We start from the raw sequence: 23383 nt of genomic DNA, 5'->3' as shown, positions 1-23383 counted from the left end.
GCCCACCCGGCCACCGAACGGGGCGGGCCGATCTGTGCAAACCGCAACGGGCCTCCAGGCCGTGACGGCCCCGGGAACGACGAAAGGGACGGCCGAAGCCGTCCCTCTCGATGTGCGGAGCAGTCTTACTTGACCGCAGCCTTGAGCTTCGAGCCGGCGCTGACCTTGACCGAGTCGCTCGCGGCGATCTCGATGGCGTCACCCGTCTGCGGGTTGCGGCCGGTGCGGGCGGCGCGGTGCGTCTTCTCGAAGGCGATCCAACCGGGGATCGTGACCTTCGTGCCGTCGGCGACGGACGACGAGACGACGCTGAAGAGCGCGTCGACGACGCCGTTGACGGTGGCCTGGCTCTGGCCGGACTCAGCGGCGACGGCAGCGACGAGCTCGGTGCGGTTCAGTGACTTGTCAGCCATGGATGTCCTCCTCGGACTTCTTGCAGTATCGGTCGGACGCACATGTCGTCCGGCGCCCGGAGCGGGTGCCCCGTGCCACGGTGCCAGTGGGCCGAGGGCCCGGCGGAACCGGAGTTGAACCTACCAGCCGCAGGGGGTGAAAACCGCCGACTCGCCCGGATTTCCGGGGTTGTCGGGGCTCCGAAGGGGTGCTGGAGGGGCAGATGTGACGAATGAACGGTCGCGTGTACCCCGTACACAGCGAACGCCCCGCCACCTGGAGGTGACGGGGCGTCGGGTACTGCGAGTGCTTACCAGGAGCTCTTCGTGATGCCGGGGAGCTCGCCGCGGTGGGCCATGTCACGGAAACGGACACGGCTGATGCCGAACTCACCGAGGTGGCCGCGGGGGCGGCCGTCGATGGCGTCACGGTTGCGGTAGCGGATGGGCGATGCGTCGCGGGGCAGCTTCTGCAGGCCCACGCGGGCGGCCTCACGCGACTCGTCGGTGCCGTTCGGGTCCACGAGGGCCTTCTTCAGCTCGAGACGACGCTCGGCGTAACGCGCGATGATGACGGCACGCTGGTTGTTCTTCGCGATCTTGCTCTTCTTCGCCATGCTTAGCGCTCCTCACGGAAGTCGACGTGCTTGCGGATCACCGGGTCGTACTTCTTCAGCACGAGTCGGTCGGGGTTGTTCCGACGGTTCTTCTTGGTCACGTAGGTGAACCCGGTGCCCGCCGTCGAGCGGAGCTTGATGATCGGACGGATGTCCTGACCCTTTTTCGCCATCAGATCTTCTCCCCACGGGCAAGGAGATCCTTGACGACGGACTCGATGCCACGTGCGTCGATCACCTTGATGCCCTTCGCGCTGAGCGTGAGCGTGACGTTACGACGAAGCGACGGCACGTAGTACGTCTTCTTCTGCACGTTCGGGTCGAAGCGACGCTTCGTCCGGCGGTGCGAGTGCGAGATGTTGTGACCGAAGCCGGGAACGGCGCCGGTCACCTGGCACACTGCTGCCATGGTTTCCTCCTGAGTACCGTGCGACCGGACGGCCGCACCCAAGTTCACTTGCCTGGTGCACACGCGCAGTGCCACCGGAGTGGCCGTGCGAGGGGGTTGTGTGCACCGCCCAGGTCCGCATCCCCTGTCGAAGGAGAGCCGGACACCGCGCGACCGCGGCATTCGCGACGGTCGGAGGGCTTGGAACAACGGGTCCGCCGCGCGGACGCGGAGAACCAGGGGTCCACGTTACGCGACGACCGGGCGTGTCGCAAGCCGGGCCTCCAGGCCTGGAGGCCCGTTGCGGCTGGACAGGGCCGCTCACGTGGCCGCGTTGGTCGCGCCCACGGCGTTCGAGTGCGCCCGGCGCCCGGGCCCGCGGCCCTACGGGGCCTGCGTCGGCTTCGGCGCGAGCGCCTGCACCATGAGCTCACCGAGCTGCTGCGGCGCCGTGAACATCGGCCAGTGGCCGGTCTCGAGCCCGACGATGGAGAGCTCCTCGGTCGCGACGAGCTCGGCCGCCCAGACCTGGTGGTCCGCCACCATCGCGAGCAGCTCGGCGGCGGGGATCTCGCAGGTGATGATCGTCGCCGGGATCGTGTGCCGTGCGGCGTCGGCGTAGTGGAACCGGTCCGACGGCACCGAGGCAGGCTCGGGGATCGCCCGGTGTTCGACGTCCTGCCGCACCTCGGGCGTCATGCCCCGGACCGTGGCAGGCTCCCAGATGTCCCACGACGGCAGCGGCACGACCCCGTCGACCACGGGCAGCTCGTCGTTGACGCACCCGCCCTCGGGCCCCGGGAACGTGTCGACGTAGAGCAGGTGCGCGACGAGCGACGGGCGCTGGTCGGCAGCCATGTACGCGATGGGTCCGGCGCCGGAGTGCCCGGCCAGGACGACGGGTTCGTCGGCCGACGCGACGTCGTCGAGGATGGCGACCAGGGCAGCCACCTGTTCGTCGAGTGTGTCACCGTCGCGGGTGACGGCCTGCACCGAGTGCCCGGCTTCGCGGAGCACCGGGGCGACGTCGTCCCACGCGCTCGCGTCGAGCCAGAACCCCGGGACCAGGATGACGTGCATGCGGGGCAGGTTACTCGCCGGTCGGGTCCGTCGCGCGGGCGGCCGTGCACACGGCGCAGTCGCCGAAGATGTCGACGACGTGGCTGGCGTTGGTGAACCCGTTGGCGGCGGCGACGTCCTGCGCCCACTGCTCCACCGGGTCCGCCTCGATCTCGACGGTCCGACCGCAGTTCCGGCAGATCAGGTGGTGGTGGTGCGTGTCCGTCGTGCAGGCCCGGTAGAGCGATTCGCCGTCCTGCTGCAGCGAGTCGGCACCGCCCTCGGTCGCCAGGTCGGCGAGCGCCCGGTAGACGGTGGCCAGGCCGATGGTCGAGCCCTCGTCCCGCAGGTGCTGGTGCAGCGCCTGCGCGCTGACGAACCCCTCGGTGGAGTCGAGGGCGCCGCGCACCGCTTCGCGTTGCCACGTGTTCCGCTTCGTCTTCTGCACGGCGTTCATGCTGGCACCTCTTCCTTCCGACCGGCTGTCGACGTCGTCCCTGCCGGGAGGCCCGGCTCGTCCCCGCCACGCTGGCCCCGGCCGGCGAGACGGTTGCGTCCCCGCTTGTCGCGTCGCGACCCGATGATCCGGCAGACCACCCAGATCGCGAACGAGATGGTCGTCACGTAGGGGCTGATCGGCAGTCCGCCGCCCAGTGCGAGCAGGATGCCACCGACGACCGACGTCACCGCGAACACCGTCGACAGCACCGGCACGACGACCGGGTGCGAGCTGAGGCGCAGCGCCGCGGCGGCCGGGGTGACGAGCAGGGACAGCACGAGCAGCGCCCCGACGATCTGCACCGACACGGCGGTGGCCAGTCCGAGCACGAGCATGAACACGATCGCCAGGGTGCGGACCGGGATCCCCGCGGCCGCAGCCACGTCGGGGTCGACCGAGGCGAACATCAGCGGACGCCAGATGACGAGCAGCGTCGCGACGACGATCGCGGCGACCACGATCAGGACCGTCAGCTGCGGGTTGTCGACCGAGACGATCTGCCCGGTGAGCAAGCCGAACTTGTTCGCGGCACGGCCCTTGTAGAGCGCCAGGCAGAGGATGCCGAGCCCGAGCCCGAACGGCATGAGGACGGCGATGATCGAGTTGCGTTCCCGGGCCCTGGAGCCCAGCAGACCGATGAGCAGGGCGGCGACGACCGAGCCGACGAGCGAGCCGGAGACGACGTTCACCCCGAGCAGCAGCGACGCACTGGCTCCGGCGAACGAGAGCTCCGAGATGCCGTGCACGGCGAACGGCATGTTCCGGGCGACGACGAACGGGCCGATGAGCCCGCCGACGATGCCGAGCACCGCGCCGGCCCAGATCGAGTTCTGCACCAGCACGAGGAGCTGGCCGTAGTCCTGGAACGAGAAGACGGTCGACAGCAGGTCCATCAGATCCGCCCGTCGTCGGGCTGGTCGGCGTGCGGGTCGACCTCGCCCGGGTGGTGCTCGTGGGCCTCGTTCGCCCCGACGATGACGATGCGCCCCATGGTGCGGACGACGTCGACGGGCGTGCCGTACAGGTCGCTCAGGACGTCGGCGCGCAGGACCTCGTCGGGCGAACCGATCCGGAACCGGCCCCCGGCGATGTAGAGCACGCGGTCGACGACGTCGAGGATCGGGTTCACGTCGTGGGTCACGAAGAGCACGGCGGCCTGGCGCTGCCGGCGCTCGCGGTCGATGAGCTCGGTGATCCCGCGCTGGTGCCGCAGGTCGAGGGAGATGAGGGGTTCGTCGCAGAGCAGCAGGGCGGGGTCGGCGGCGATGGCCTGCCCGACACGCGTGCGCTGCTGCTCGCCACCGGAGAGCTCGGCGACGGGGGCGTCCGCGAACGCGGTGGCGCCGACCTCGTCGAGGACCCGGTCGATGCGTGCCCGGTCGGCCTTCGAGGCCCGCCGGATGCCCCATCGGTGTCCGGTCACGCCCTGGGCGACCATGTCCCGTGCGCGCAGGGGTGTCCCGGCTTCCATCAGGCGCTGCTGCGGGATGTAGCCGATCTTCCGGTGGCCGCGGTGCACGGGCTGCCCGAGGAACGACATCGTCCCGCTCGTCAGCCGCTGCTGCCCGAGGACCGTTCGGAGCAGTGAGGTCTTGCCGGCGCCGTTCGGCCCGAGGACCGCGACGAACTCCCCCGGCGCGAGGTCGAGGTCGAGGCCTGCCCAGAGCTTCCGGGCGCCGTAGGACAACCCGGCGTCGCGGAGCGCGAGGACCGGACGAGCCGCAGCCCGGTCGTCCACCGAGGTGGTCGCCGGGCCGTGGGTCGCCGCTGCTGCGGTCGAGGTCGTCACTTCTGGAGCGCTGCCTTCACCGCGTCGATGTTCGCCTGCTGCCACGAGACGTAATCCTGCCCCTTGGGGAGCGTCTCCGTGACACCGACGACGGGGATGTCGTTCTGCTCGGCGGCCTTCTGGACCTGTTCGGTCTCGGGGCTCGACGCCTGGTTGTTGTAGGCGAGGAGCTGCACGCGCTTGCCGGTGAACAGCGCGAGGGTGTCGCGGAGGGCCGCCGGCGGGACGTCGTCGCCTTCCTCGATGGCCTCGGAGAAGGCGGGCGGGGTCTCGTTCTCGAGGCCCATCGCGTCGAACAGGTACCCGGGCACCGGCTCGGTGTACGCCACCTTGTCGCCGGCGTCCTGCTTCTTGACGGCGTCGGTCTGGGACTCGAGGTCCTGGAGCTTGGTGGTGAGCGTGGCGGCGTTCTTCTGGAACGCGTCCTTGCCGCTCTCGTCGAGTGCGCTGAGGTCCTTCGTGACCGCCTCGACCAGCTTCACCATCGTGGGGTAGCTGTAGAAGACGTGCTCGTTGAACTCGGCACTCCCGCCCTTGTCGAGGCCGGAGAGCTTCACGACGTTGATCGTGTCGGCCTTGGTGTCCGAGGCGTTCGCGAGCGTCGTCATGAAGTCGTCGTAGCCGCCACCGTTCTCGATGAGCAGGTCGGCCTTCGACACGGAGAGCTGCGTGCGGGCACTCGACTCGAAGGAGTGCGGGTCCTGCGACGGGTCACTCAGGATGCTCGTGACGGTGACGGCGTCGCCACCGATGCTCTTGACGATCGAGCCGTAGACGTTCGTGGAGGCGACGACGTTGATCGTGCCGTCGCTGCTGGTGGCCTCCCCCGAGGCAGATGAGGTGGCGCACCCGGTCAGGGCGAGCGCGGCGGCGCCGGCGACGAGCGGGAGGGCGAGGAGGCGGTTGTGCATGGCACGACGCTAACGCCTACTGATAACGATTGTCAAAACCGCTATGAGGGCTCTCAGGGCGACCGCGAGACGGACGGGGGGCCCGGTGCCAGCTGGCACCGGGCCTCCCGTTTCGGAGACGCTCGCGTCTACGGCTTGGTGGCCGCGTCGATCGTGTTCTCGGCGATCGTGTCCTCTTCACGCCCGGGCGTGCGGAGGTTCCACTTCTTGATCACGAAACTGAACAGGAAGTAGTAGACGACCGCGTAGCCGAGGCCGATCGGGATGAGCCAGATCGCACCGTCCGCCTTGCCGAAGTTCAGCACGTAGTCGATCGCACCGGCAGAGAACGAGAAGCCGTCGTGGATCCCCAGGGCGTTCACCAGGGCGAGGGAGGTGCCCGTGAGCACCGCGTGGATCACGTAGAGCGGGAACGCGACGAACATGAACGAGTACTCGAGCGGCTCGGTGATGCCCGTGACGAACGAGGTCAGTGCGGCGGAGATCATGATGCCGCCGACGAGCTTGCGGTTCTGCGGCTTGGCGTTGCGCCAGATCGCCAGGGCACCGGCAGGCAGCGCGAACATCATGATCGGGAAGAAGCCGGTCTGGAAGATGCCGGCGGTCGGGTCGCCGTTGAGGAACCGAGCGATGTCGCCGTGGTAGATCACGCCGTCCGCGCCCGTGAAGCTGCCGAGCTGGAACCACGGGAAGAAGTTCAGCAGCTGGTGCAGCCCGATCGGGATGAGCATGCGGTTCACGAAGCCGAAGATGCCGCCGCCGATGACGGCGTTGTCGGCCACGGCCGTCCCCGCCGCGGTCAGCGCGATGTCGAAGTAGCGGTAGACGAACGACATCGCGACGGCGATGACGAGACCCGCGACCGCGGTGAGGATGGGGACGAGGCGACGGCCCGAGAAGAACCCGAGGAAGTCGGGCATCTTCGTGCGGTGGAACTTCTCCCACATGACCGCGGAGACGAGCCCCATCACGATGCCGCCGAGCACCCCGAAGTTGATCATCGCCTGGTCGCCGTTGGCGTCCTTCACGCCGTCGAGGACGATCGGCGACATCACCTTCCAGACCTCGAACATGACCATGTAGCCGACGACCGCGGCGAGGGCGGTGGTGCCGTCCGACTTCTTCGCCCAGCCGATCGCGATGCCCACCGCGAAGAGCAACGGCAGCCAGTTGAAGACACCGTTGCCAGCAGCCGAGATGACTCCGGCCCACTTGCCGAAGCCGGGGATCGCCCCGAGGAGGTCTGGCTGGCCGATGCGGAGCAGGATGCCCGCGGCGGGCATGACCGCGATCGGCAGGAGCAGGCTCCGTCCGAGGCGCTGGGCTTGTGCGAACAGCCGTGACTGCTTCTTCGGCTTCTTCTTCTCCGGCACATCCGCGGCAGTGGTGGCGCTCATCGGAGGTCCTCTCGTCATTGGGTGGAGCTGTCGGGGTGAGTTGAGTCGTGCAGCCAGCGCAGGTAACCTCGGCGGTGTCGCCAGGTCCGGTCCTGTCCGGTCATGACCAGTTCCGTAGTCTGATCCGAGAGCGGTCCGGTGTCAACCTGCGACGCAAACCCTTAACGAGGAGGAAACGATGGCCGACATCAAGGCAGCCGACATCATCGCCGCACTCGGCGGCGCCGAGAACATCGAAGAGGTCGAGGGCTGCATCACGCGCCTCCGCGTCGAGGTCGAGGACGGGGACCTGGTCGACAAGGCCGCCCTGCAGGCAGCCGGGGCCCAGGCCGTCGTCGGTGGCGGCACCGGCTGGCAGGTCATCGTCGGCACGGTCGCCGACAACCTCGCGCAGGACATCCAGGACGAACTGTGACCGTCGTCCGCACCCCCTTCGGCGGACCGGTCGTCGCCCTCGCCGACGTGCCCGACCCCGTGTTCGCCGGACAGCTCGTCGGCGCCGGCGTCGCGGTCGACCCGACGGGTGTCGAGGGTGCGGTCACCGCGGTGGCCCCCGTCGACGGCACCATCGTGAAGCTGCACCCGCACGCGTTCGCCCTGCAGGGCGCCGCGGGCACCGACGTCCTGGTGCACGTCGGCATCGACACCGTGAAGCTCGCCGGCGAGGGCTTCGAGCTCCTCGCGACCGAGGGCGACACCGTCACCGCCGGCGACCCCGTCGTCCGGTTCACCCCCTCGGTGATCTCGGCTGCCGGGTACTCGCCGATCTGCCCGGTCGTCGTGCTCGGTTCGACGCCGGACAGCATCGACCAGGGAACCGTCGGCACCACGGTGCTCGACGGCGACACCCTGTACGAGGTCTAGGGGTTCTTCCTCGCCAGAGCGACTGTGTACTGCGGAACACCCGCAGCACACAGTCGCTTTCGCGTTGTCGGGCGGACTACGCGACCGCGGGGGTCGCGGTGACCTCCATCTGCACGCGGTAGCGGTCCGAGCGGTACCAGCTGCGGGTGTGCTCCACGGGCCGCTCCCCCGCGTACGACACCCGGTCGAACTCGAGCACCGGCGCTCCGGTCTTCGTGCCGAGCAGCGTCGCGACGTCGTCGGCCGCCGGGTTCGCCGCGACGGTCTGCTGCGCGCGGTCGATCGGGGTGCCGTACTCCGTGGCGATGATCGAGTACACCGACCCCGACAGGTCGTGGTCGAGCAGGCCCGGGAACGCATCGGCCACGAGCCAGGCGTCGTCGATCGAGACCGGCGCACCGTCGGCCATCCGCAGGCGCTTCACGTGGAAGGCCGGCACGTCGGGGTCGATCCGCAGGGCCGCGGCGGTGTCGGCCGGCGGCACCCGCTCCTCGCGCACGAGCACGACGGTGGTCGGCTCGTGTCCCAGCGCCCGCATCTCCTCGGTGAACGAGGCGAGGTGCAGCGTCGACTGCACGGGCCGGTGCGCCACGAAGGTGCCCTTGCCACGGACGCGCTCCAGGTAGCCCTCGTTGACCAGCTGCCCGAGCGCTTCACGCACGGTGATCCGTGAGACGCCGTACTCGGCGATGAGCTGCCGTTCGGACGGGATCGCAGCACCGGGAGCCAGCCGCGTGGTGACGAGGTCGAGCAGGATGCGCCGCAGCTGCTGGTGCTTCGGTTCGGCACCCTCGGTGATGCGGCTCGTCATGCGTCCCTCGTGCTCCGTTGCTGGTCCTGGGCGGTGGTCATGCGCGGACATGACCAGTCCCCATCACAGTAGCGAGTCAGGCCGGGAAGACCAACGTCAGCCAACCCGGTCTCGGTGACACATGCATTTCAGATTCTTGACATCAGTTGTGCATGGCTGCCACGATCGGTCGAGCCTCATCGGGGGGCACATGGGAGGAAACAGTCGTGCGCAAGTCCAGAACGAAGATGCTCGTCGGCCTCGGTCTCACCGTCGGCCTGATCACGGGCACTGCGACGGCGGCCTCAGCTGCGCAGTTCGAGGTCATGGGATCAGGGTCGGAAGCCGGCGGAGTGGCCGTCGCTGCATCCGGCGGGAGTGCAAGCGGTGAGACCAGCGGCATCGGTACCAACAACGACGGCGGGGGCGGGAGCTTCTGGCAGTGGGGCGTCGGCAAGGACGACACCTGGTCGAACTACTTCCGCGAGAAGCGGTGCCACGGCGCGACTGCGGTCGGCAAGAAGTCGAAGCGCGTCACGAACGTGCCAGGCGGCCGGTACGCGATGGCGATGACACCGAAGGCACGCAGCGGCAACAAGGCGTACTACCACAACTGCTGAGACCGGGAGCGGGCGGTCCAGAGCGACCGTCCGCTCCGGCTCACGCTCGCCGTAAGGGGGACCATGAACATCCGCTCGGTGACGCTCGCCTACCTCGTCCCACCCCTCCTGGCTTCCGTCCTGGGCTTCGTCGGCCTGGTGCAGGTCAGCGAAGCCGGCATCGTGGGCGCCTCGTCCGTGGTGACCGCTGCCGCCGGTGCCGAGACCGGATCGAACCAGCGGGTCGCGACCGCACTCGAGCAGGTCGCCGAGGCCGAGCACGCGACGATCGCGCGGATGGTGGCGGACCGCGCGGCTCCGACGACGCGCCGCGTGGCGCTCGTCACCGACGCGCCTTCGAGCCGCGGTGCCGGCTGGCTCCTCGACGGGTACGAGGACTTCACGAGGTCGATGGTCACCACCGTCCGTCCGATGTCGGAACTCGACCAGTTCGACCCGACCGGCTCGTACTCGGTATTCGGGGACGACGACGCTCGGCGAGCCACCGTGCGCGCACTGGCCGACGCCGGGTACGAGGTCAGCGTGGAGCGCGTGCCGCTCCTGCAACGCATCGGCGTCACCGACGGCCTGGATCAGACCCTGGCCCTGGTCGGAGCACTCGTCTCGGGATGCGTGGCGCTCTGTCTGATGACGACCGTCGGGGCCCCTCGCCGCAGCGCAGTCCGCCGACTGCACGGAGACACCACAGCCGCCATCGTCATCCAGGAACTGGCTGAGCTCCGGACCGCCGTGCTCGTCACCGCCATCGGGGTACCCGTCGCCGCCATCGGGCTCTGGTTCTACAACGGGCTCGCTTCGGCGGCGACCCTCGCCGTCGCGATCTCCGCGTTCTGCGTGGGGCTGCTCGTACCGGTCGTCGTCGCGCACACGATGGGCACGGTGGTCGCGTGCCGACAGCCGTTGGTCGGCGCACTGCGAGGCGCTCGACCAGCGGGCGCGCTCCTGCTCGTCGCACAGATCGCGCGGGTGCCCGCGCTGCTGGTGCTCGTCGCGGCCGTCTTCGAACTGACCGGCGCGGTGACCACCGCACGACAGGGGACGGCTGAACGGGATCTGCGGGCGGCCGGCGAAACCGTCCAGCTCTGGGTCACCCCGGATCCGCGCCCGGTCGAGGAGCAGGCCTACTGGGACAGCATCGGTGACTTCGCCGGCGGGGCACTCGAACGGCGTGATGCGTTCCTCGCCGCTGCGGTCGAGGTGTCGAGTGGCAGCGGGAAGTCCACGGTCCCTGCGCTCGTCGTCGACCAGGGCTACCTCGACCTGCAGGACGTCCGTTCCGAGGACGGGGCCCGCATCACCACCGACGGCGCGGAGATCGCCGTGTGGATGCCCGCCGACAGTGGCCTCTCCCGCGAGCGGCTCGTCGAGGGCTTGACCGAATGGCAGTTGCGGGACGCACCCGCGGCCCTCCTCGAGCACGTCACCGGTGGCACGCTGGCACGTCAGCAGGTCTACTCGTACCCGGACGACGCGTCGTCGCGCGCGTGGCTCGAAGACGCCGTGATCGTGGTCGTCCCCACACCGGGCGACGTCTTCTCGGCCGATGAACTCGGATCGTGGTTGTCGACCGGAGACGTCGTCTTCACATCCCGTGCTGCCGCCGAGCGGTCGATCGGCGCATCGAGCCTCCGCACCGAGTTCAGCGCGGTCGTCGCGGTGGGTCAGTCTGCGGCGGAACAGGCACGGCATGCAGCGATGACCGTGGCGATCGGGACGGGCACCCTGGTCAGCACCCTCGCCGTCAGCGTCATGCTCGGTATGGTCGCCACGATCGCGCACCGACGCCGTCACGGCCGCGCGATGTTCGCGAAGTTCACCAGTGGCGTCTCGCCCGTCCGCACCGATGCTGGCCTGTTGACGATCGAAGCCGGCCTGGTATCGATCGCCGTCATCGCCGTCGTCAACACCTGGTGGTCGCAACGGCCGGACGGAAGCGGGCTCAGATCGGCACTCGACCCGGTCGTGCAGTCGGCCGGAGTCGCCGCGGCGCTCGCCCTCGTGACACTCGCGGCGGTGAGCGCCACCAGCCTCGTCGTCATGGCCGTCACGGCACGGAGGACTGCACGCAACCGAGGGAACGGATCACGATGATCGAGGTACGGAACGCGTCGAAGCGTCGCGGAGGCCATGCACTGTGGCACGACCTGACGTTCGATGTGGCACGGGGTGAGATCGTCGGCTTGGTCGGGCCGAGCGGCTGCGGGAAGTCGACACTGCTCGACTGTGTCGGGCACATCGATGCGCTCGACGGCGGCACGATCCGGATCAACGGTGAGTCGGCAGGCTCGAACGAGCGGCGAGCACGACTGATCCGGCGGCGCCACCTCGGGTACCTGTTCCAGGACTTCGGGTTGGTACCCGACATGACGGTCCAGTCGAACGTCGACGTGGTTCGCCTGCCGGACGGACGGCGGAGACACCGAGGCCTCCGGACGGGTGAGGCCCTGGAACGTGTCGGTCTGGCCGGACGCGGAACCGACCGGGTCCACGAGCTCAGCGGCGGCGAGCAGCAGCGCGTCGCGATGGCACGGCTCCTGGTGAAGCGTCCGTCGGTCATCCTCGCGGACGAGCCGACGAGTGCCCTCGACGACGGCAACGCCGCGATGGTGCTCGACCTGCTGGACGAACTGGCGGCCGACGGAGCGGCCGTCCTGATCGCGACACACTCGTCATCGGTCGAAGCGCGCGCCGCACGGAGCATCACGCTCAGTGGACCCGCTCGCTGACGGGTCAGGCGTTGGCGACGAGCCAGGCGAACTGCTCGTCGGAGAGCAGCCGATCGGTCCAGACCTGCCCCTCGACGCCGGCGGCCGCACGGTTCTGCGCGGCGGGAGCCCCCTGCCACACCAGCGACAGCCCAGCTCGACGCAGTACAGCGGCGGAAGCAGGGTTGTTCGTGAGCACCCGGCCGGTCACCGGGACGGCGGGAGCGGTGTCGCCGGCGGCACGGACGGCAGCGAGCGCGATCTCGGACGCGAAACCCTGCCCCCAGGCGGCCGGCGCCAGGCGGTAGCCGAGGTTCCAGACCCCGCCGGCGGTCATGTCGATCCCCCCGACGCCGACGAAGGCGTGGTCCGAGGCGCTGCGGACAGCCCACGACCCGAGGCCGTGCCGCGCACGACCGCCGATCTTGCGCTGGACCATGTCCACACTCGAGCTCCGCGCCACGTGCCGTCCGGTGGGCAGGTGCTGCCACGTGCGGGCGTCCGAGAAGAGCGCGTGCACGTCGTCGATGTCGGCCGGCGTCAGCGGGGCGAGCAGGAGGCGATCCGTTCGGATCTCCTGGGAGGGGGTCAGGAGCTGGTGGACCATGCACTGATCATGCCGCCGACCCCCGACATCCGTGTGAACACCACGCGACGTTTGCGGAAGCCCGCAGATGGGGAACAGAAATGGTCGAGTGGCTCGAAGCAACCCGACCATTTCTGCTCACGAAGCGGAACGACCGACGAGAGAGCCGCTGACCGGCGCTCAGTCGAGCAGGAGCGCGGGCTCCTCGAGCACCGAGGCGACGTCGTGCACGAAGCGGGAGGCCACGTCACCGTCGACGACCCGGTGGTCGAACGAGGCACCGATGGTCGTCACCATGCGCGAGCGGACCTCGCCGTCGACGACCCACGGCTTCGGCTTGATCGTGCCCATGGCGACGATCGCGACCTCGCCCGGGTTGAGGATCGGGGTGCCGGTGTCCATGCCGAACACGCCGATGTTCGTGATCGAGACGGTGCCGTTCGCCATCTGCTTCGGCGTCGTCTTGCCGTCGCGGGCGGTCAGGGTGAGTTCCTCGAGCGCCTGCGCCAGCTCGAGCAGCGACATGTCCTGCGCGTCCTTGATGTTCGGCACGATGAGCCCGCGCGGGGTCGCCGCGGCGATGCCGAGGTTCACGAAGTGGTGGACGATGATCTCGCGGTCGGTCCAGGTCGAGTTCACCGAGCGGTTGCGGCGGACGGCCCAGATGACGGCCTTCGCGACGATGAGCAGCGGTGAGACCTTGACGCCGGCGAACGTCGGCGAGGCCTTGAGCCGCTTGACGAACTCCATCGTGTGGGTCGCGTCGACGTCGACGAAGAGCGACACGTGCGGTGCCGTGAACGCGGACGTCGTCATCGCGGTGGCGATGGCCTTGCGGACGCCCTTGACCGGGATCGTCTCGCTGCGGACCTCGCCCCACTCGGGCGTCTCGATGTTGCGGAAGACGCTGGCCTGCTTCGCGTGCCGGATGACGTCGTCGCGGGTGACCTCGCCGGCGAGACCGGTCGCGACGATCTCGGTCAGTTCGACGCCGAGGTCCTTCGCGAGCTTCCGGATCGGCGGCTTCGCCAGCACGTTGGTCGCGGTGCTCTGCTTGTGCGCGGAGCCCGTCCCGAGAGCGCTGATCGCCTCGGCCGTGCGCTCCTCGCCCGGGTCGACGGAGGCTTCGGCCGCCGCCGCGGTGTCCGCACTGGAGGCACGGCTCGCCTCGGCCGCGAGCGCTGCGGCCCGGCGGGCACCCGGCTTGCGACGGGACGGCGACGAGGTCGCCGAGCCGTAGCCGACGAGGACGGCGCCGGAGGACTCGTCCGTCCCGTGGACGGATGCGTCGACCGCGACCGGCTGGGCCGGCGTCGCGGGTGCCGCAGCTGCCGCGGGGGCAGCAGCCGGAGCAGGCGCGACCGGTGCCGGGGCCGCGGCTGCCGCGGGAGCGGGAGGGGTCTGCGCGACCGGGGCCGACGGGGCGGCGGCGGCCGGAGGGGTGGACGCGACCACCGGCGAGACCGGGGCGGTCTGGGCGTCGGGCGTCGCGCCTCCAGGCTGCTCGACGGGCTGCTCGACAGGCTGCTCGGCAGGGGGCGTGAGCGCCGCTCCGGACGCGACCGACGCGTCCGAGTCGACGCGGATGATCGGCTTGCCGACCTCGACCGTGTCACCCTCGGACACCAGCAGGCCGGTGACGGTGCCGGCGAACGGCGACGGCAGCTCGACCAGCGACTTCGCGGTCTCGATCTCGACGAGCACCTGGTCGACGGCGATCTCGTCGCCGATCGCGACGCGCCACTGCACGATCTCGGCCTCGGTGAGACCTTCACCCACGTCGGGCAGGGGGAATTCGGCGGCGGCCACTACGGCTCCTTCGTGGATCTGGTCGAGCTCGGTCGGACGGGTCCTCGGTCGGACGGGTCAGTAGGCGAGGGCGCGGTCGACGGCCTCGAGGATGCGGTCCGCATCCGGCAGGTGCAGGTGCTCGAGCTTCGAGACCGGGAACGGCACGTCGAACCCGGAGACCCGGAGCGGCGGTGCCTGCATCGTGTAGAACGCCCGCTCGGCGACGGTCGCGGCGATCTCGCTGCCGACGCTGACGAAGCCGGAGGCCTCTTGCGCGATGACCAGGCGACCGGTCTTGCGGACCGATGCGACCAGCGGCTCCCAGTCGATCGGCGAGATCGAGCGGAGGTCGATGACCTCGCAGCTGGTGCCCTCGGCCTCGGCGATGTCCGCGGCCTGCATCAGGGTGGCGACCATCGCGCCGTGGCCGACGAGGGTGACCTCGGTGCCGGTGCGGGCGACGCGGGTGGTGTGCATCGGGACGTGGCCGTCGACCAGGTCCACCTGGCCCTTGGGCCAGTAGCGCGACTTCGGCTCGAGGAAGACCACCGGGTCCTTGGACGCGATGGCTTCCTGGATCATCCAGTAGGCGTCGTTCGGGGTGCTCGGGCTGACGACCCGCAGACCCGGGGTGTGCGCGAAGTACGCCTCGGGGGACTCCTGGTGGTGTTCCACGGCGCCGATGTGGCCGCCGTAGGGGATGCGGATGACGACGGGCAACGACATGTGCGCCGGCAGGCGGTTCGCCATCTTCGCGAGCTGCGAGGTGATCTGGTCGAAACCGGGCCACACGAAGCCGTCGAACTGGATCTCGACGACCGGGCGGTAGCCGCGCAGGGCGAGGCCGATCGCGGTGCCGATGATGCCGGCCTCGGCGAGCGGGGTGTCCCGCACGCGCTCGGCACCGAAGCGGTCCTGCAGGCCCTCGGTGATGCGGAAGACGCCGCCCAGCTGGCCGATGTCCTCGCCCATCAGCAGGACCTTGTCGTCCGCTTCCATGGCCGCGGCGAGCCCGGCGTTGAGGGCCTTGGCCATCGGCAGGGTCGGGGTGGGGTCGCTCGGGACCTCGCCGGCGCCCGGGTGGGAGCGCAGGGTGTAGTCGAAGAGCTGCTCGGTGGTGCTCATGCGTGGGCGCCCCCTTCGAAGCCGGCCTCGTACTGGGCGAGCCAGGCCTTCTGCTCGGTGATCCGCGGGTGCGGTTCGCGGTACACGTTGTCGAACATGACGTCGACGGACGGTGCGGTCAGGGCGACGGTGCGGCGTCGGACGTCGGCGGCGATGTCCTCGCCCTCTTCGTCGAACGCGGCGAACTGCTCGTCCGTCGCACCCTTCGAGCGCAGGTACGCCTCGGACCGGACGATCGGGTCGCGCAGGACCCACTCCTCGAGCTCGCCGTCGGCGCGGTACCGGCTCGGGTCGTCGGAGCTGGTGTGCGCACCGATGCGGTAGGTGTCGGCCTCGATGAAGGCCGGGCCCTGGCCGCTGCGGGCGTGCTCGGTCGCGACGACCGAGGCCGTGTAGGACGCGAGGATGTCGTTGCCGTCGATCAGGACGCTCGGGATCCCGAAGCCGCGCGGGCGGTCGACGAGCGGCGTCGGGGACTGCACCGACACCGGCACCGAGATGGCCCAGTGGTTGTTCTGCAGGAAGAAGACGACCGGCGCCTTGGTCGACGCGGAGAACACGAAGGCCTCGTTCACGTCGCCCTGGCTGGTGGCGCCGTCGCCGAAGTAGACGATCGAGCAGGCGTCGCGGTCCGGGTCGCCCGTGCCGACGTCGCCGTCGAGCTTCTGGCCGAGCGCGTACCCGGTGGCGTGCAGGGTCTGCGAGCCGATCACCAGGGTGGAGATGTGCGTGTTGCCGCGCTGGTCCGGGTCCCACCCGCCGTGGGTCTGCCCGCGGTACATCGCGATGATCTCCATCGGCTCGACGCCGCGGTGCATGGTGACGGCGTGCTCGCGGTACGACGGGAACACGTGGTCCTGGGCGCGAAGGGCGAAGGCGGAGCCGGTCTGCGCGGCTTCCTGCCCGTGGCTGGGCACCCACAGGCCGAGCTGGCCGGTGCGCTGCAGGTTGTGGCCGGCGTGGTCGAACCGACGGGTGAGCACCATGCGGCGGTGCATCGCCAGCAGGGTCTCGTCCGGGATCGCTCGCGCGGCGGCGGCGAACTCGGCGTTCTCGTCGGTCTCCACGAACCGACCCTGGGGGTCGAGGAGCCGGACGGTGGTCGTCGCGGGAGCCGCGGCGCGGAATGACATGCGGGCCAGCGTAGCGCCAGGCACTAGTCGGCCACCTGGAGGTCCCCCACAAGTGAGCGGGCTGTTTCGAGGAGCGTTCCCACAGCTTCGTGCTCGCCGATCGAGATGCGGATGCCCTCCGGCGGGAAGGCCCGGACGATGATCCCGGCGTCCTCGAACGCGGCCGCGGCGGTTGCCGTGCGCTCCCCCGTCGGCAGCCAGAGGAAGTTGCCCTGGGCGTCGGGGACGTCCCAGCCCTGGGCCCGGAGCTCGGCGACGATCCGGTCGCGCAGCGCCGCGATCTCGGTCACGCGTTCGAGCAGTTCGGCCTCGCGTTCCAGGCTGGCGAGCGCTGCAGCCTGGCCCTGGGCGGTCACGGACAGTGGGATGGCGCAGGCACGGACGGCGTCGAGGACGTAGTCCGGACCGAGCGCGTAGCCCACCCGGAGGCCGGCCAGCCCGTACGCCTTCGAGAAGGTGCGGAGGACCACGAGGTTGGGGTGCGCGGCGAGCAGCGGGTGGCCGTGGACCGCTGCCTCGTCGGTCACGAACTCGGCGTATGCCTCGTCGAGCACGATCAACACCGACTGCGGCACCGCTGCCATGAACGCGTCGAACTCCGCGGCGGTCACGATCGGCCCCGTCGGGTTGTTCGGTGAGCAGACGAGCACCATGCGGGTGCGCTCGGTGACGGCAGCGGCCATCGCGTCGAGGTCGTGCCCGCCGTCGGCACGGTTCGGCACCTGCACGCTCGTGGCACCGGCGACCGTGACGACCCCCGGGTAGGCCTCGAACGAACGCCAGGCGTAGACGATCTCGTCACCGGGGCCCGAGGTGGCGCGGGCGAGCTCGTGCAGGATCGCCACGCTGCCCGGGGCGACGTGCACCTGCTCGGCGGTCAGCCCGAAGCGGTTGGCCAGCACGGCGCGCAGGGCGAGGGCGGTGGCGTCGGGGTAGCGGTTGAACGACGTCTGGGCCTGCACGGCCTGGACGACCCCGGGGAGCGGCGGGAACGGGTTCTCGTTGCTCGACAGCTTGAAGGCGGAGTCGGACGCCTGACGTCCCTGCTTGTAGGCGGGGAGGACGGCCACCTCGGGCCGGATGTGCACACGCTGCTCGGTCACGGGTTCAGGCTACCGGCCCGTGCGCGGGTGGCGGAGGGCATCATGGACGCATGCGATTCCTCGTCCGCCTCGTCGTCAACGCCCTCGCGCTCTGGCTCACCACGCTGATCGTCAGCGGCGTCTCCGTGACGCCCTTCGGTGACGGCGGGACCACCGCGACCGTGCTCACCTTCCTGCTCGTGGCGTTCGTGTTCGGCCTCGTGAACGCCGTGATCGGCACGCTGATCCGGATCGTGGCCTTCCCGATCTACATCTTGACGCTCGGGCTCATCTCGTTCGTCGTCAACGCGATCCTGCTGCTCATCGTCGCCGGCATCTCAGAGGCATTCGGCTTCGGGCTCGAGGTCGACTCCTTCGGCTGGGGCATCGTCGGTGCCTTCGTGCTCGCGGTCTTCGCCTGGCTGATCGGGCTCTTCGCCCGGCCGGTGCTCAACCGCCAGCGGGCGTGAGGTCGGCGGACCTCGCGGAGGACCCCGCCCTGCGTCATGATGTGCTCATGACCCAGGACGTCGACGCCCCGTTCCGCGTCTCGTTCGTCTGCAGCGGCAACATCTGCCGCTCCCCCATGGCCGGTGTCGTGTTCGCGCAGATCGCCGCGGACGCCGGTCTCGCGGACCGTTTCCAGGTGGAGTCGGCCGGCACGGGCGACTGGCACGTGGGTGAACCCGCCGACGAGCGCACGATCGCAGCGCTGGCGGCGCGCGGATACGATGGCAGCAGGCATCGCGCCCGTCAGTTCGACCCGGACCGGTTCCCGGACCTCGACCTGGTGGTCGCACTCGACCGCTCCCACGAGCGCATCCTGCGTTCGTGGGCTCCGACCATGGACGACTCCGCCAAGGTGACGCTCCTGTTGCGGTACGACGCCGCCTGGCCCCAGCAAGCCGACGTGCCGGACCCGTACTACGCGGACCGGCACGAGTTCGACCGAGTGCTCTCGACCGTCGAACGGGCCTGCCGGGCGCTCTTCCACCAGCTCGAGCCGGCAGTCCGTCAGGGAGCCCCATGACCCCCCTTCCCCCGCAGCCGATCAGCCCGCTCGACGGGCGCTACTACCCGATCGTGCACACGGTGGGCGAGCACCTCTCCGAGGCCGGCCTCAACCGCGCGCGCATCGTGGTCGAGGTCGAGTGGCTCATCTTCCTGACCGACCACGCCATGTTCACCACGTCGCCGCTCAGCGTCGACGACAAGGCGGCACTCCGTCGGATCGTCGAGACCTTCGGCCAGGACCAGATCGCGGAGCTCGCCGAGATCGAGGCGACGACCCGTCACGACGTGAAGGCCGTCGAGTACTTCGTGCGCCGCCGACTGTCCGAGCTCGGGCTCGACGCGATCGCCGAGCTCACCCACTTCGCCGCCACGAGCGAGGACGTCAACAACCTGTCCTACGCGCTCACCGTGCGCGACACCGTCGAGCAGGTCTGGCTGCCCGGCTTCCGGGCCGTGCTCGAGAAGCTCCGGACGCTCGCCGTCGAGCTGCGGAGCGTGCCGATGCTCTCGCACACGCACGGCCAGCCGGCGACCCCCACGACGCTCGGCAAGGAGCTCGCGGTCGTCGTCTACCGGCTCGAGCGCGTGCTCGCCCAGATCGAGGGCGGCGAGTACCTCGGCAAGTTCTCCGGCGCGACCGGCACCTTCTCGGCGCACCTCGCCGCGGACCCCGAGGCCGACTGGCCCGCCCTGTCCCGCGAGTTCGTCGAGGGCCTCGGCCTGACGTGGAACCCGCTCACCACGCAGATCGAGTCGCACGACTGGCAGGCCGAGCTGTACGACCGGGTGCGTCACGCCAACCGGATCCTGCACAACCTGGCGACCGACGTGTGGACCTACATCTCGATGGGGTACTTCACGCAGATCCCCGTCGCGGGTGCCACCGGGTCGTCGACCATGCCGCACAAGATCAACCCGATCAAGTTCGAGAACGCCGAGGCGAACCTCGAGATCTCGTCGGCGCTCTTCTCGACACTGTCCGAGACGCTCGTGACGAGCCGCCTGCAGCGCGACCTGACCGACTCCACGACGCAGCGGAACATCGGCGTCGCGTTCGGGCACTCCCTGCTCGCGCTCGACAACCTGCGCCGTGGTCTGGGCGAGATCGCCGTGAACGAGGCCAAGCTCGCCGACGACCTCGACCACAACTGGGAGGTCCTCGCCGAGGCCATCCAGACGGTCATCCGCGCCGAGGTCACCGCCGGACAGTCGAACATCGAGGACCCCTACGCGATGCTCAAGGAGCTCACGCGGGGCAAGCGGGTGAGCCAGCAGGACCTGATCGTCTTCGTGAACCGTCTGGACATCTCGGACGGCGCGAAGGCCCGGCTGACCAACCTGACGCCGGCGACCTACACGGGCCTGGCGGACGAGCTGGTCGACCACCTCGACGTCTGAGCGCGGCGGCGCGAGCTGGGGGATGCGGAAACCTGAGCGGTTCGATAGGTTGGAGCTGCTGAGTACATCTCAGCACGGGGGGCGTCGCAGTGGATGCACCCTGTCCACTGACCGGATGGATCTCCACACCGTGCTTCGTTCTCGCATCACCGCGGCCGCCGTCGGCGCCACCGTGCTCGGCGTCTCCGCCGCCCTCGTCCCGACGGTCTCGACCGCCCTGTCGACGGACGGCTCCGCTTCGGCCATCGTCACCTGGACCGACTCGGCCGACGACTTCACGGCCGCGCCGACCGGCACGTTCCCGCTGACCGACCAGTGGTACTGGGCGGACATCACCGACGTGGGCGGCGGTGGCACGATCACCGACCACGCCACGATCGACGAGGACGGCCTGTCGGTCTCCGAGGGCGAAGCCGTTGCACTGATCCGCGGCCTGAACAAGCCCGTGGCCCCGAGCGCCGTCCCCGCCCTCGCTTCCGGCATCAGCATGACCATGACCGGGGCGACGTCGTTCGGTCTCGCTGTGCAGGCAGGCGGCGACTCCACCGCGCAGTCCGTGGTCTTCGCCACCGACGAGCCCGTCACGGATGGCGGCGCGAGCGTCGACGGCACCAAGAACTGGATCGACCCCTCCACCGGTGACGTCGAGTCGTCGGCCGAGCTCGCCGCCGACCTGCGTGACGCGGACGCCGAGGTCGTCGGCTACGTCGTGTACGTCGGCCTCGACATCGCCGGCGAGATCACCACTCCGCCGACCGAGCCCACCGAGACGCCGGCCCCGACCGACCAGCCCACCCCGGCCCCGACCGTGAACGGCGCTCCGGCTCCGACCGCCGAGGTGCCCGGCACCGAGCTGAAGAGCCTCGCCTCGCCGCTCGAGGTCAACGGCCAGGCCCTCGCCGCCGACGCCAGCGGTTCGATCTCCGCGCTCCGCGTCGACGACACCACGACGTACTTCACGCCGCAGCCCACCGCGACCGCCGACGCGCCGACGTCCTTGCGCGTTTCGCAGACCCTCACCGGATTCCAGGTGACGGGTGCAGGCTTCGCCCCGAGCGAGTCCGTCGCGGCGACCATCACGCAGGGCGGCGAGACCTACTCGATCCGCACCAATGCTTCGGTGGCGGACGATGAGGGCGACGTCGTCGTCGTGGTGGTCCTGCCCGAGGGTGCCGTGAGCGCCGGCGCGTACACCGCCACGCTCGAAGGCCGATCCTCGAGCCAGACCGCTTCGGCCGACGGCTCCTTCATCGCCGACCCGGCCGCCGCCGGCGACCCGGGCACGGCTCCGGTTGCCGTCCCGGTGCCCGGAACGGCGACCTTCACGGGCTGATCTTGCCGATCCTCCCGACCGAGCCACGGCGGCGTGCGACTGTGATCGCCGCCGCCGTGGCCGTCGTCTGTGCGGGGGCCGTCGCGTTCGTCGCGTTCGGCCCCCTGTCAGCCGCACCCGCCCCGACCCCCACGCGGTCCGCCGCCGCACCGACCCCCACCCCGACGACGCCGAAGCCGACCCGATCGGCAGCACCGGTCGACGGGATCGACGCCCCGACCAGCACCACGGTCGCTGCCGCCACGGGCGCGTCCGTCCCGGTCAGCGCGAGCGCGGGTGGCAAGGCGACGCAGACCCTCGAGAACCCGCAGGCGTCCGGAGCCCCGCTCGTCCTCCGGGTCGTCGACCAGCAGGACGGCTGGGCCGAGGTGCAGCTCGCACAGCGCCCGAACGGCAGCACGGGCTGGGTGCCGACCAGCGCCGTCACCCTGTCCGAGGACCCGTACGCGATCGTCGTCACCCGTTCGACGAACACCCTCGACCTGTACAAGGCCGGCAAGGTCGTCGACAGCTACCCCGTCGCCACCGGCACCGGTGGCACCCCGTCGCCGACCGGTCGGTTCGCCCTGACCGAGCTGCTCGCGCCGACGAACGAGGGCTACGGCCCGTACGCGTACGGCACGACGGCGTTCTCGGACGTGCTCAACTCGTTCGGCGGCGGCCCCGGACAGATCGGGCTGCACGGCACCGACGACACGTCCAGCATCGGCACCGCCGCATCGCACGGCTGCATCCGCATGCACAACGACCACATCACCGCGCTGGCGGAGCGCCTGCCGCTCGGCACCCCGTTCCAGGTGCGCTGACGCGGTCACGCCGCCACAGAAGCGCGTCTGCCGCGGCCCGCCCGTGGCCCGCCCACGGCCTGGAGGCACGGCGTGCGCCCGGCAGTGGGCGCAACCGTCTCAGGTGGTGACGTCCAGGGCGACGGCGACCAGGGCCTCCAGGACGGTGCGCACCACGGGACGGACGGCACGGTCGGGGCGGACGAGTGCCTCGATGCGACGTCCGGCACGGACGTCGGCGAGCTCGGCCAGGTGGAAGCGGCCGGCGGCCCGCGTGCCCGTCGTGTACCGCGGGACGAGCGCGATGCCGTGCCCGGCGGCCACCAGGTTCTCGATGAGCGGCAGGTGGATCGTGCGGAACGCGACGCTCGGCGGGGTGTCCGTCGCCGCGGCCATGGCGTGCAGGACCCGGTCGATCGGGTACCCCTCCGGGACGCCGATCCACGTCTCCCCGACGACCTCGTCGATGCCCACGCGCGCGCGGCCGGCCAGGGCGTGGCCTGGTGGCAGGGCCACGTCGAGGGGCTCCCTGAGCAGCGGGACGGTCTCCACCGATCCTTGGTCGGCCGGTCGGACGCCGTCCGACCGGTGCCCGACGACCACGTCGTGGTCCGCCGCGAGCGGTGCGAAGTCTCCCTCGCTGACGTCCACGTCGACCAGGGTCAACGCGATGCCCGGGTGCGCCTGCATCCGGGTGAGCACGCCGGGCAGCAGCAGTTCCGCCGCCGACGGGAAGATCGCCAGCGACACCGGTCCGGTCGTCCCGCCCAGGTGCTCCTGCCAGGCGGCGTCCACCCGCGCGATGGCGGTGGCGACCCCGGACGCCAGGCCGGCGAGCACCTCGCCGTGCGGGGTCAGCCGGACCCCGCGGCCGACGCGTTCGACCAGCGGGACCCCGACCTGCCGTTGCAGGGTATGCAGCTGCTGGGAGACGGCGCTCGGTGTGCGGTGGGTGGCCTCGGCGACGGCGGTGACACTCCCCCGCTCGGCGAGCTCCCGCAGGACCGCCAGCAGCTGCACGTCGAAGTCGACCATGCAGGGACCCTACATCGTGGTTCGCGAAGGTTTCGATGGACCTACAACGTCGTGCCCGGGACGATGAGGA

The 23383-nt window shown here is 70.3% G+C and carries 27 protein-coding genes; 10 read left to right on the top strand and 17 right to left on the bottom strand.

The features are described from left to right. Nucleotides 1-125: 125 nt before the first annotated feature. From QRN30_RS00255 to QRN30_RS00210, 10 genes are all read right to left on the bottom strand, one after another. Nucleotides 126-413: an HU family DNA-binding protein gene (locus QRN30_RS00255; protein WP_017886454.1), complete on the bottom strand. Its 288-nt coding sequence runs from the start codon at nt 411-413 to the stop codon at nt 126-128. A 290-nt stretch (nt 414-703) separates the two neighbouring features. Beyond that, nucleotides 704-1009, bottom strand: coding sequence for a 30S ribosomal protein S14 (gene rpsN / locus QRN30_RS00250; RefSeq protein WP_017886455.1), 306 nt, complete (start codon nt 1007-1009; stop codon nt 704-706). 2 nt (nt 1010-1011) lie between these two features. Then, nucleotides 1012-1182: a 50S ribosomal protein L33 gene (rpmG, locus tag QRN30_RS00245; protein WP_017886456.1), complete on the bottom strand. Its 171-nt coding sequence runs from the start codon at nt 1180-1182 to the stop codon at nt 1012-1014. Further along, a complete protein-coding gene (rpmB, locus tag QRN30_RS00240) occupies nt 1182-1418 on the bottom strand; it encodes a 50S ribosomal protein L28 (protein WP_027464952.1) in 237 nt (78 codons plus the stop codon). Before rpmB ends, rpmG begins: the two co-directional genes overlap by 1 nt. Nucleotides 1419-1781: 363 nt before the next feature. Continuing rightward, on the bottom strand, nt 1782-2477 hold the full coding sequence (locus QRN30_RS00235) for an alpha/beta fold hydrolase (RefSeq protein WP_284759991.1): 696 nt from the start codon (nt 2475-2477) through the stop codon (nt 1782-1784). A 10-nt stretch (nt 2478-2487) separates the two neighbouring features. Beyond that, nucleotides 2488-2913: a Fur family transcriptional regulator gene (locus QRN30_RS00230; protein ID WP_017886459.1), complete on the bottom strand. Its 426-nt coding sequence runs from the start codon at nt 2911-2913 to the stop codon at nt 2488-2490. Then, on the bottom strand, nt 2910-3848 hold the full coding sequence (locus QRN30_RS00225) for a metal ABC transporter permease (RefSeq protein ID WP_284759990.1): 939 nt from the start codon (nt 3846-3848) through the stop codon (nt 2910-2912). The genes QRN30_RS00230 and QRN30_RS00225 overlap by 4 nt, the downstream gene beginning before the upstream one ends. Beyond that, nucleotides 3848-4693, bottom strand: a complete 846-nt coding sequence (locus QRN30_RS00220) for a metal ABC transporter ATP-binding protein (RefSeq protein WP_042538396.1) — start codon at nt 4691-4693, stop codon at nt 3848-3850. Before QRN30_RS00220 ends, QRN30_RS00225 begins: the two co-directional genes overlap by 1 nt. 47 nt (nt 4694-4740) lie before the next feature. Then, nucleotides 4741-5655, bottom strand: a complete 915-nt coding sequence (locus tag QRN30_RS00215; protein ID WP_017886462.1) for a metal ABC transporter solute-binding protein, Zn/Mn family — start codon at nt 5653-5655, stop codon at nt 4741-4743. A 128-nt stretch (nt 5656-5783) separates the two neighbouring features. After that, the gene (locus tag QRN30_RS00210) at nt 5784-7052 is read right to left on the bottom strand and encodes a PTS transporter subunit EIIC (RefSeq protein WP_017886463.1); all 1269 of its coding nucleotides are present in this window, start codon (nt 7050-7052) and stop codon (nt 5784-5786) included. Nucleotides 7053-7230: 178 nt separating this feature from the next. Here QRN30_RS00210 and QRN30_RS00205 point away from each other — a divergent pair, with 178 nt between their 5' ends. Continuing rightward, a complete protein-coding gene (locus QRN30_RS00205) occupies nt 7231-7467 on the top strand; it encodes a PTS sugar transporter subunit IIB (RefSeq protein ID WP_017886464.1) in 237 nt (78 codons plus the stop codon). Next, nucleotides 7464-7916, top strand: a complete 453-nt coding sequence (locus tag QRN30_RS00200) for a PTS sugar transporter subunit IIA (RefSeq protein WP_214532732.1) — start codon at nt 7464-7466, stop codon at nt 7914-7916. Before QRN30_RS00205 ends, QRN30_RS00200 begins: the two co-directional genes overlap by 4 nt. Before the next feature lie 76 nt (nt 7917-7992). Here the strand turns inward: QRN30_RS00200 and QRN30_RS00195 are convergent, their stop codons facing one another. Next, nucleotides 7993-8727 carry a GntR family transcriptional regulator gene (locus QRN30_RS00195; protein ID WP_214532731.1) on the bottom strand — a complete coding sequence of 245 codons (735 nt, stop codon included), beginning with the start codon at nt 8725-8727 and terminating at the stop codon, nt 7993-7995. Nucleotides 8728-8933: 206 nt separating this feature from the next. Between QRN30_RS00195 and QRN30_RS00190 the strand changes: the two genes are divergently transcribed. The 3 genes from QRN30_RS00190 to QRN30_RS00180 all read left to right on the top strand — a co-directional run bounded on the left by QRN30_RS00190 (nt 8934) and on the right by QRN30_RS00180 (nt 12052). Next, nucleotides 8934-9326, top strand: coding sequence for a lactococcin 972 family bacteriocin (locus QRN30_RS00190; RefSeq protein ID WP_162243008.1), 393 nt, complete (start codon nt 8934-8936; stop codon nt 9324-9326). 63 nt (nt 9327-9389) lie between these two features. Then, a complete protein-coding gene (locus QRN30_RS00185) occupies nt 9390-11417 on the top strand; it encodes a bacteriocin-associated integral membrane family protein (protein WP_284759983.1) in 2028 nt (675 codons plus the stop codon). Next, nucleotides 11414-12052 carry an ABC transporter ATP-binding protein gene (locus QRN30_RS00180; RefSeq protein ID WP_017886469.1) on the top strand — a complete coding sequence of 213 codons (639 nt, stop codon included), beginning with the start codon at nt 11414-11416 and terminating at the stop codon, nt 12050-12052. The genes QRN30_RS00185 and QRN30_RS00180 overlap by 4 nt, the downstream gene beginning before the upstream one ends. 4 nt (nt 12053-12056) lie before the next feature. Here the strand turns inward: QRN30_RS00180 and QRN30_RS00175 are convergent, their stop codons facing one another. From QRN30_RS00175 to QRN30_RS00155, 5 genes are all read right to left on the bottom strand, one after another. Then, entirely contained in the window at nt 12057-12638 is a 582-nt protein-coding gene (locus tag QRN30_RS00175; protein ID WP_284759980.1) for a GNAT family N-acetyltransferase, read from the bottom strand. 159 nt (nt 12639-12797) lie between these two features. Then, nucleotides 12798-14426: a dihydrolipoamide acetyltransferase family protein gene (locus QRN30_RS00170; RefSeq protein ID WP_042538362.1), complete on the bottom strand. Its 1629-nt coding sequence runs from the start codon at nt 14424-14426 to the stop codon at nt 12798-12800. 57 nt (nt 14427-14483) lie between these two features. After that, the gene (locus QRN30_RS00165; RefSeq protein ID WP_031259385.1) at nt 14484-15443 is read right to left on the bottom strand and encodes an alpha-ketoacid dehydrogenase subunit beta; all 960 of its coding nucleotides are present in this window, start codon (nt 15441-15443) and stop codon (nt 14484-14486) included. 86 nt (nt 15444-15529) lie between these two features. Beyond that, complete coding sequence (locus tag QRN30_RS00160) at nt 15530-16666, bottom strand: thiamine pyrophosphate-dependent dehydrogenase E1 component subunit alpha (protein ID WP_259551563.1); 1137 nt, start codon at nt 16664-16666, stop codon at nt 15530-15532. 23 nt (nt 16667-16689) lie between these two features. Further along, nucleotides 16690-17769: a histidinol-phosphate transaminase gene (locus tag QRN30_RS00155; protein ID WP_284759977.1), complete on the bottom strand. Its 1080-nt coding sequence runs from the start codon at nt 17767-17769 to the stop codon at nt 16690-16692. 50 nt (nt 17770-17819) lie between these two features. On the opposite strand from QRN30_RS00155, the gene QRN30_RS00150 reads away from it, so the two are divergent. The 5 genes from QRN30_RS00150 to QRN30_RS00130 all read left to right on the top strand — a co-directional run bounded on the left by QRN30_RS00150 (nt 17820) and on the right by QRN30_RS00130 (nt 22299). Further along, complete coding sequence (locus tag QRN30_RS00150; RefSeq protein ID WP_017886475.1) at nt 17820-18218, top strand: phage holin family protein; 399 nt, start codon at nt 17820-17822, stop codon at nt 18216-18218. Between the two features lie 47 nt (nt 18219-18265). Next, nucleotides 18266-18778, top strand: a complete 513-nt coding sequence (locus tag QRN30_RS00145; protein ID WP_017886476.1) for a low molecular weight protein-tyrosine-phosphatase — start codon at nt 18266-18268, stop codon at nt 18776-18778. Next, nucleotides 18775-20160 carry an adenylosuccinate lyase gene (gene purB / locus QRN30_RS00140; RefSeq protein ID WP_214519170.1) on the top strand — a complete coding sequence of 462 codons (1386 nt, stop codon included), beginning with the start codon at nt 18775-18777 and terminating at the stop codon, nt 20158-20160. The genes QRN30_RS00145 and purB overlap by 4 nt, the downstream gene beginning before the upstream one ends. Before the next feature lie 115 nt (nt 20161-20275). Beyond that, nucleotides 20276-21493 (top strand): hypothetical protein, encoded by a 1218-nt coding sequence (locus tag QRN30_RS00135; protein WP_284759972.1) that lies wholly within the window; start codon nt 20276-20278, stop codon nt 21491-21493. Nucleotides 21494-21534: 41 nt separating this feature from the next. Next, nucleotides 21535-22299: a L,D-transpeptidase family protein gene (locus QRN30_RS00130; RefSeq protein WP_052481717.1), complete on the top strand. Its 765-nt coding sequence runs from the start codon at nt 21535-21537 to the stop codon at nt 22297-22299. 99 nt (nt 22300-22398) lie between these two features. Here QRN30_RS00130 and QRN30_RS00125 read toward each other — a convergent pair whose 3' ends face one another. Continuing rightward, a complete protein-coding gene (locus tag QRN30_RS00125) occupies nt 22399-23313 on the bottom strand; it encodes a LysR family transcriptional regulator (protein WP_042538353.1) in 915 nt (304 codons plus the stop codon). Nucleotides 23314-23383: the final 70 nt, after the last annotated feature.

This window comes from Curtobacterium sp. MEB011 (genome assembly GCF_030209655.1).
Taxonomy (GTDB): Bacteria; Actinomycetota; Actinomycetes; order Actinomycetales; family Microbacteriaceae; genus Curtobacterium; species Curtobacterium poinsettiae.
Note: the sequence above shows the minus strand (reverse complement) of the source record. Positions and strands in the feature narration are given on the sequence as shown.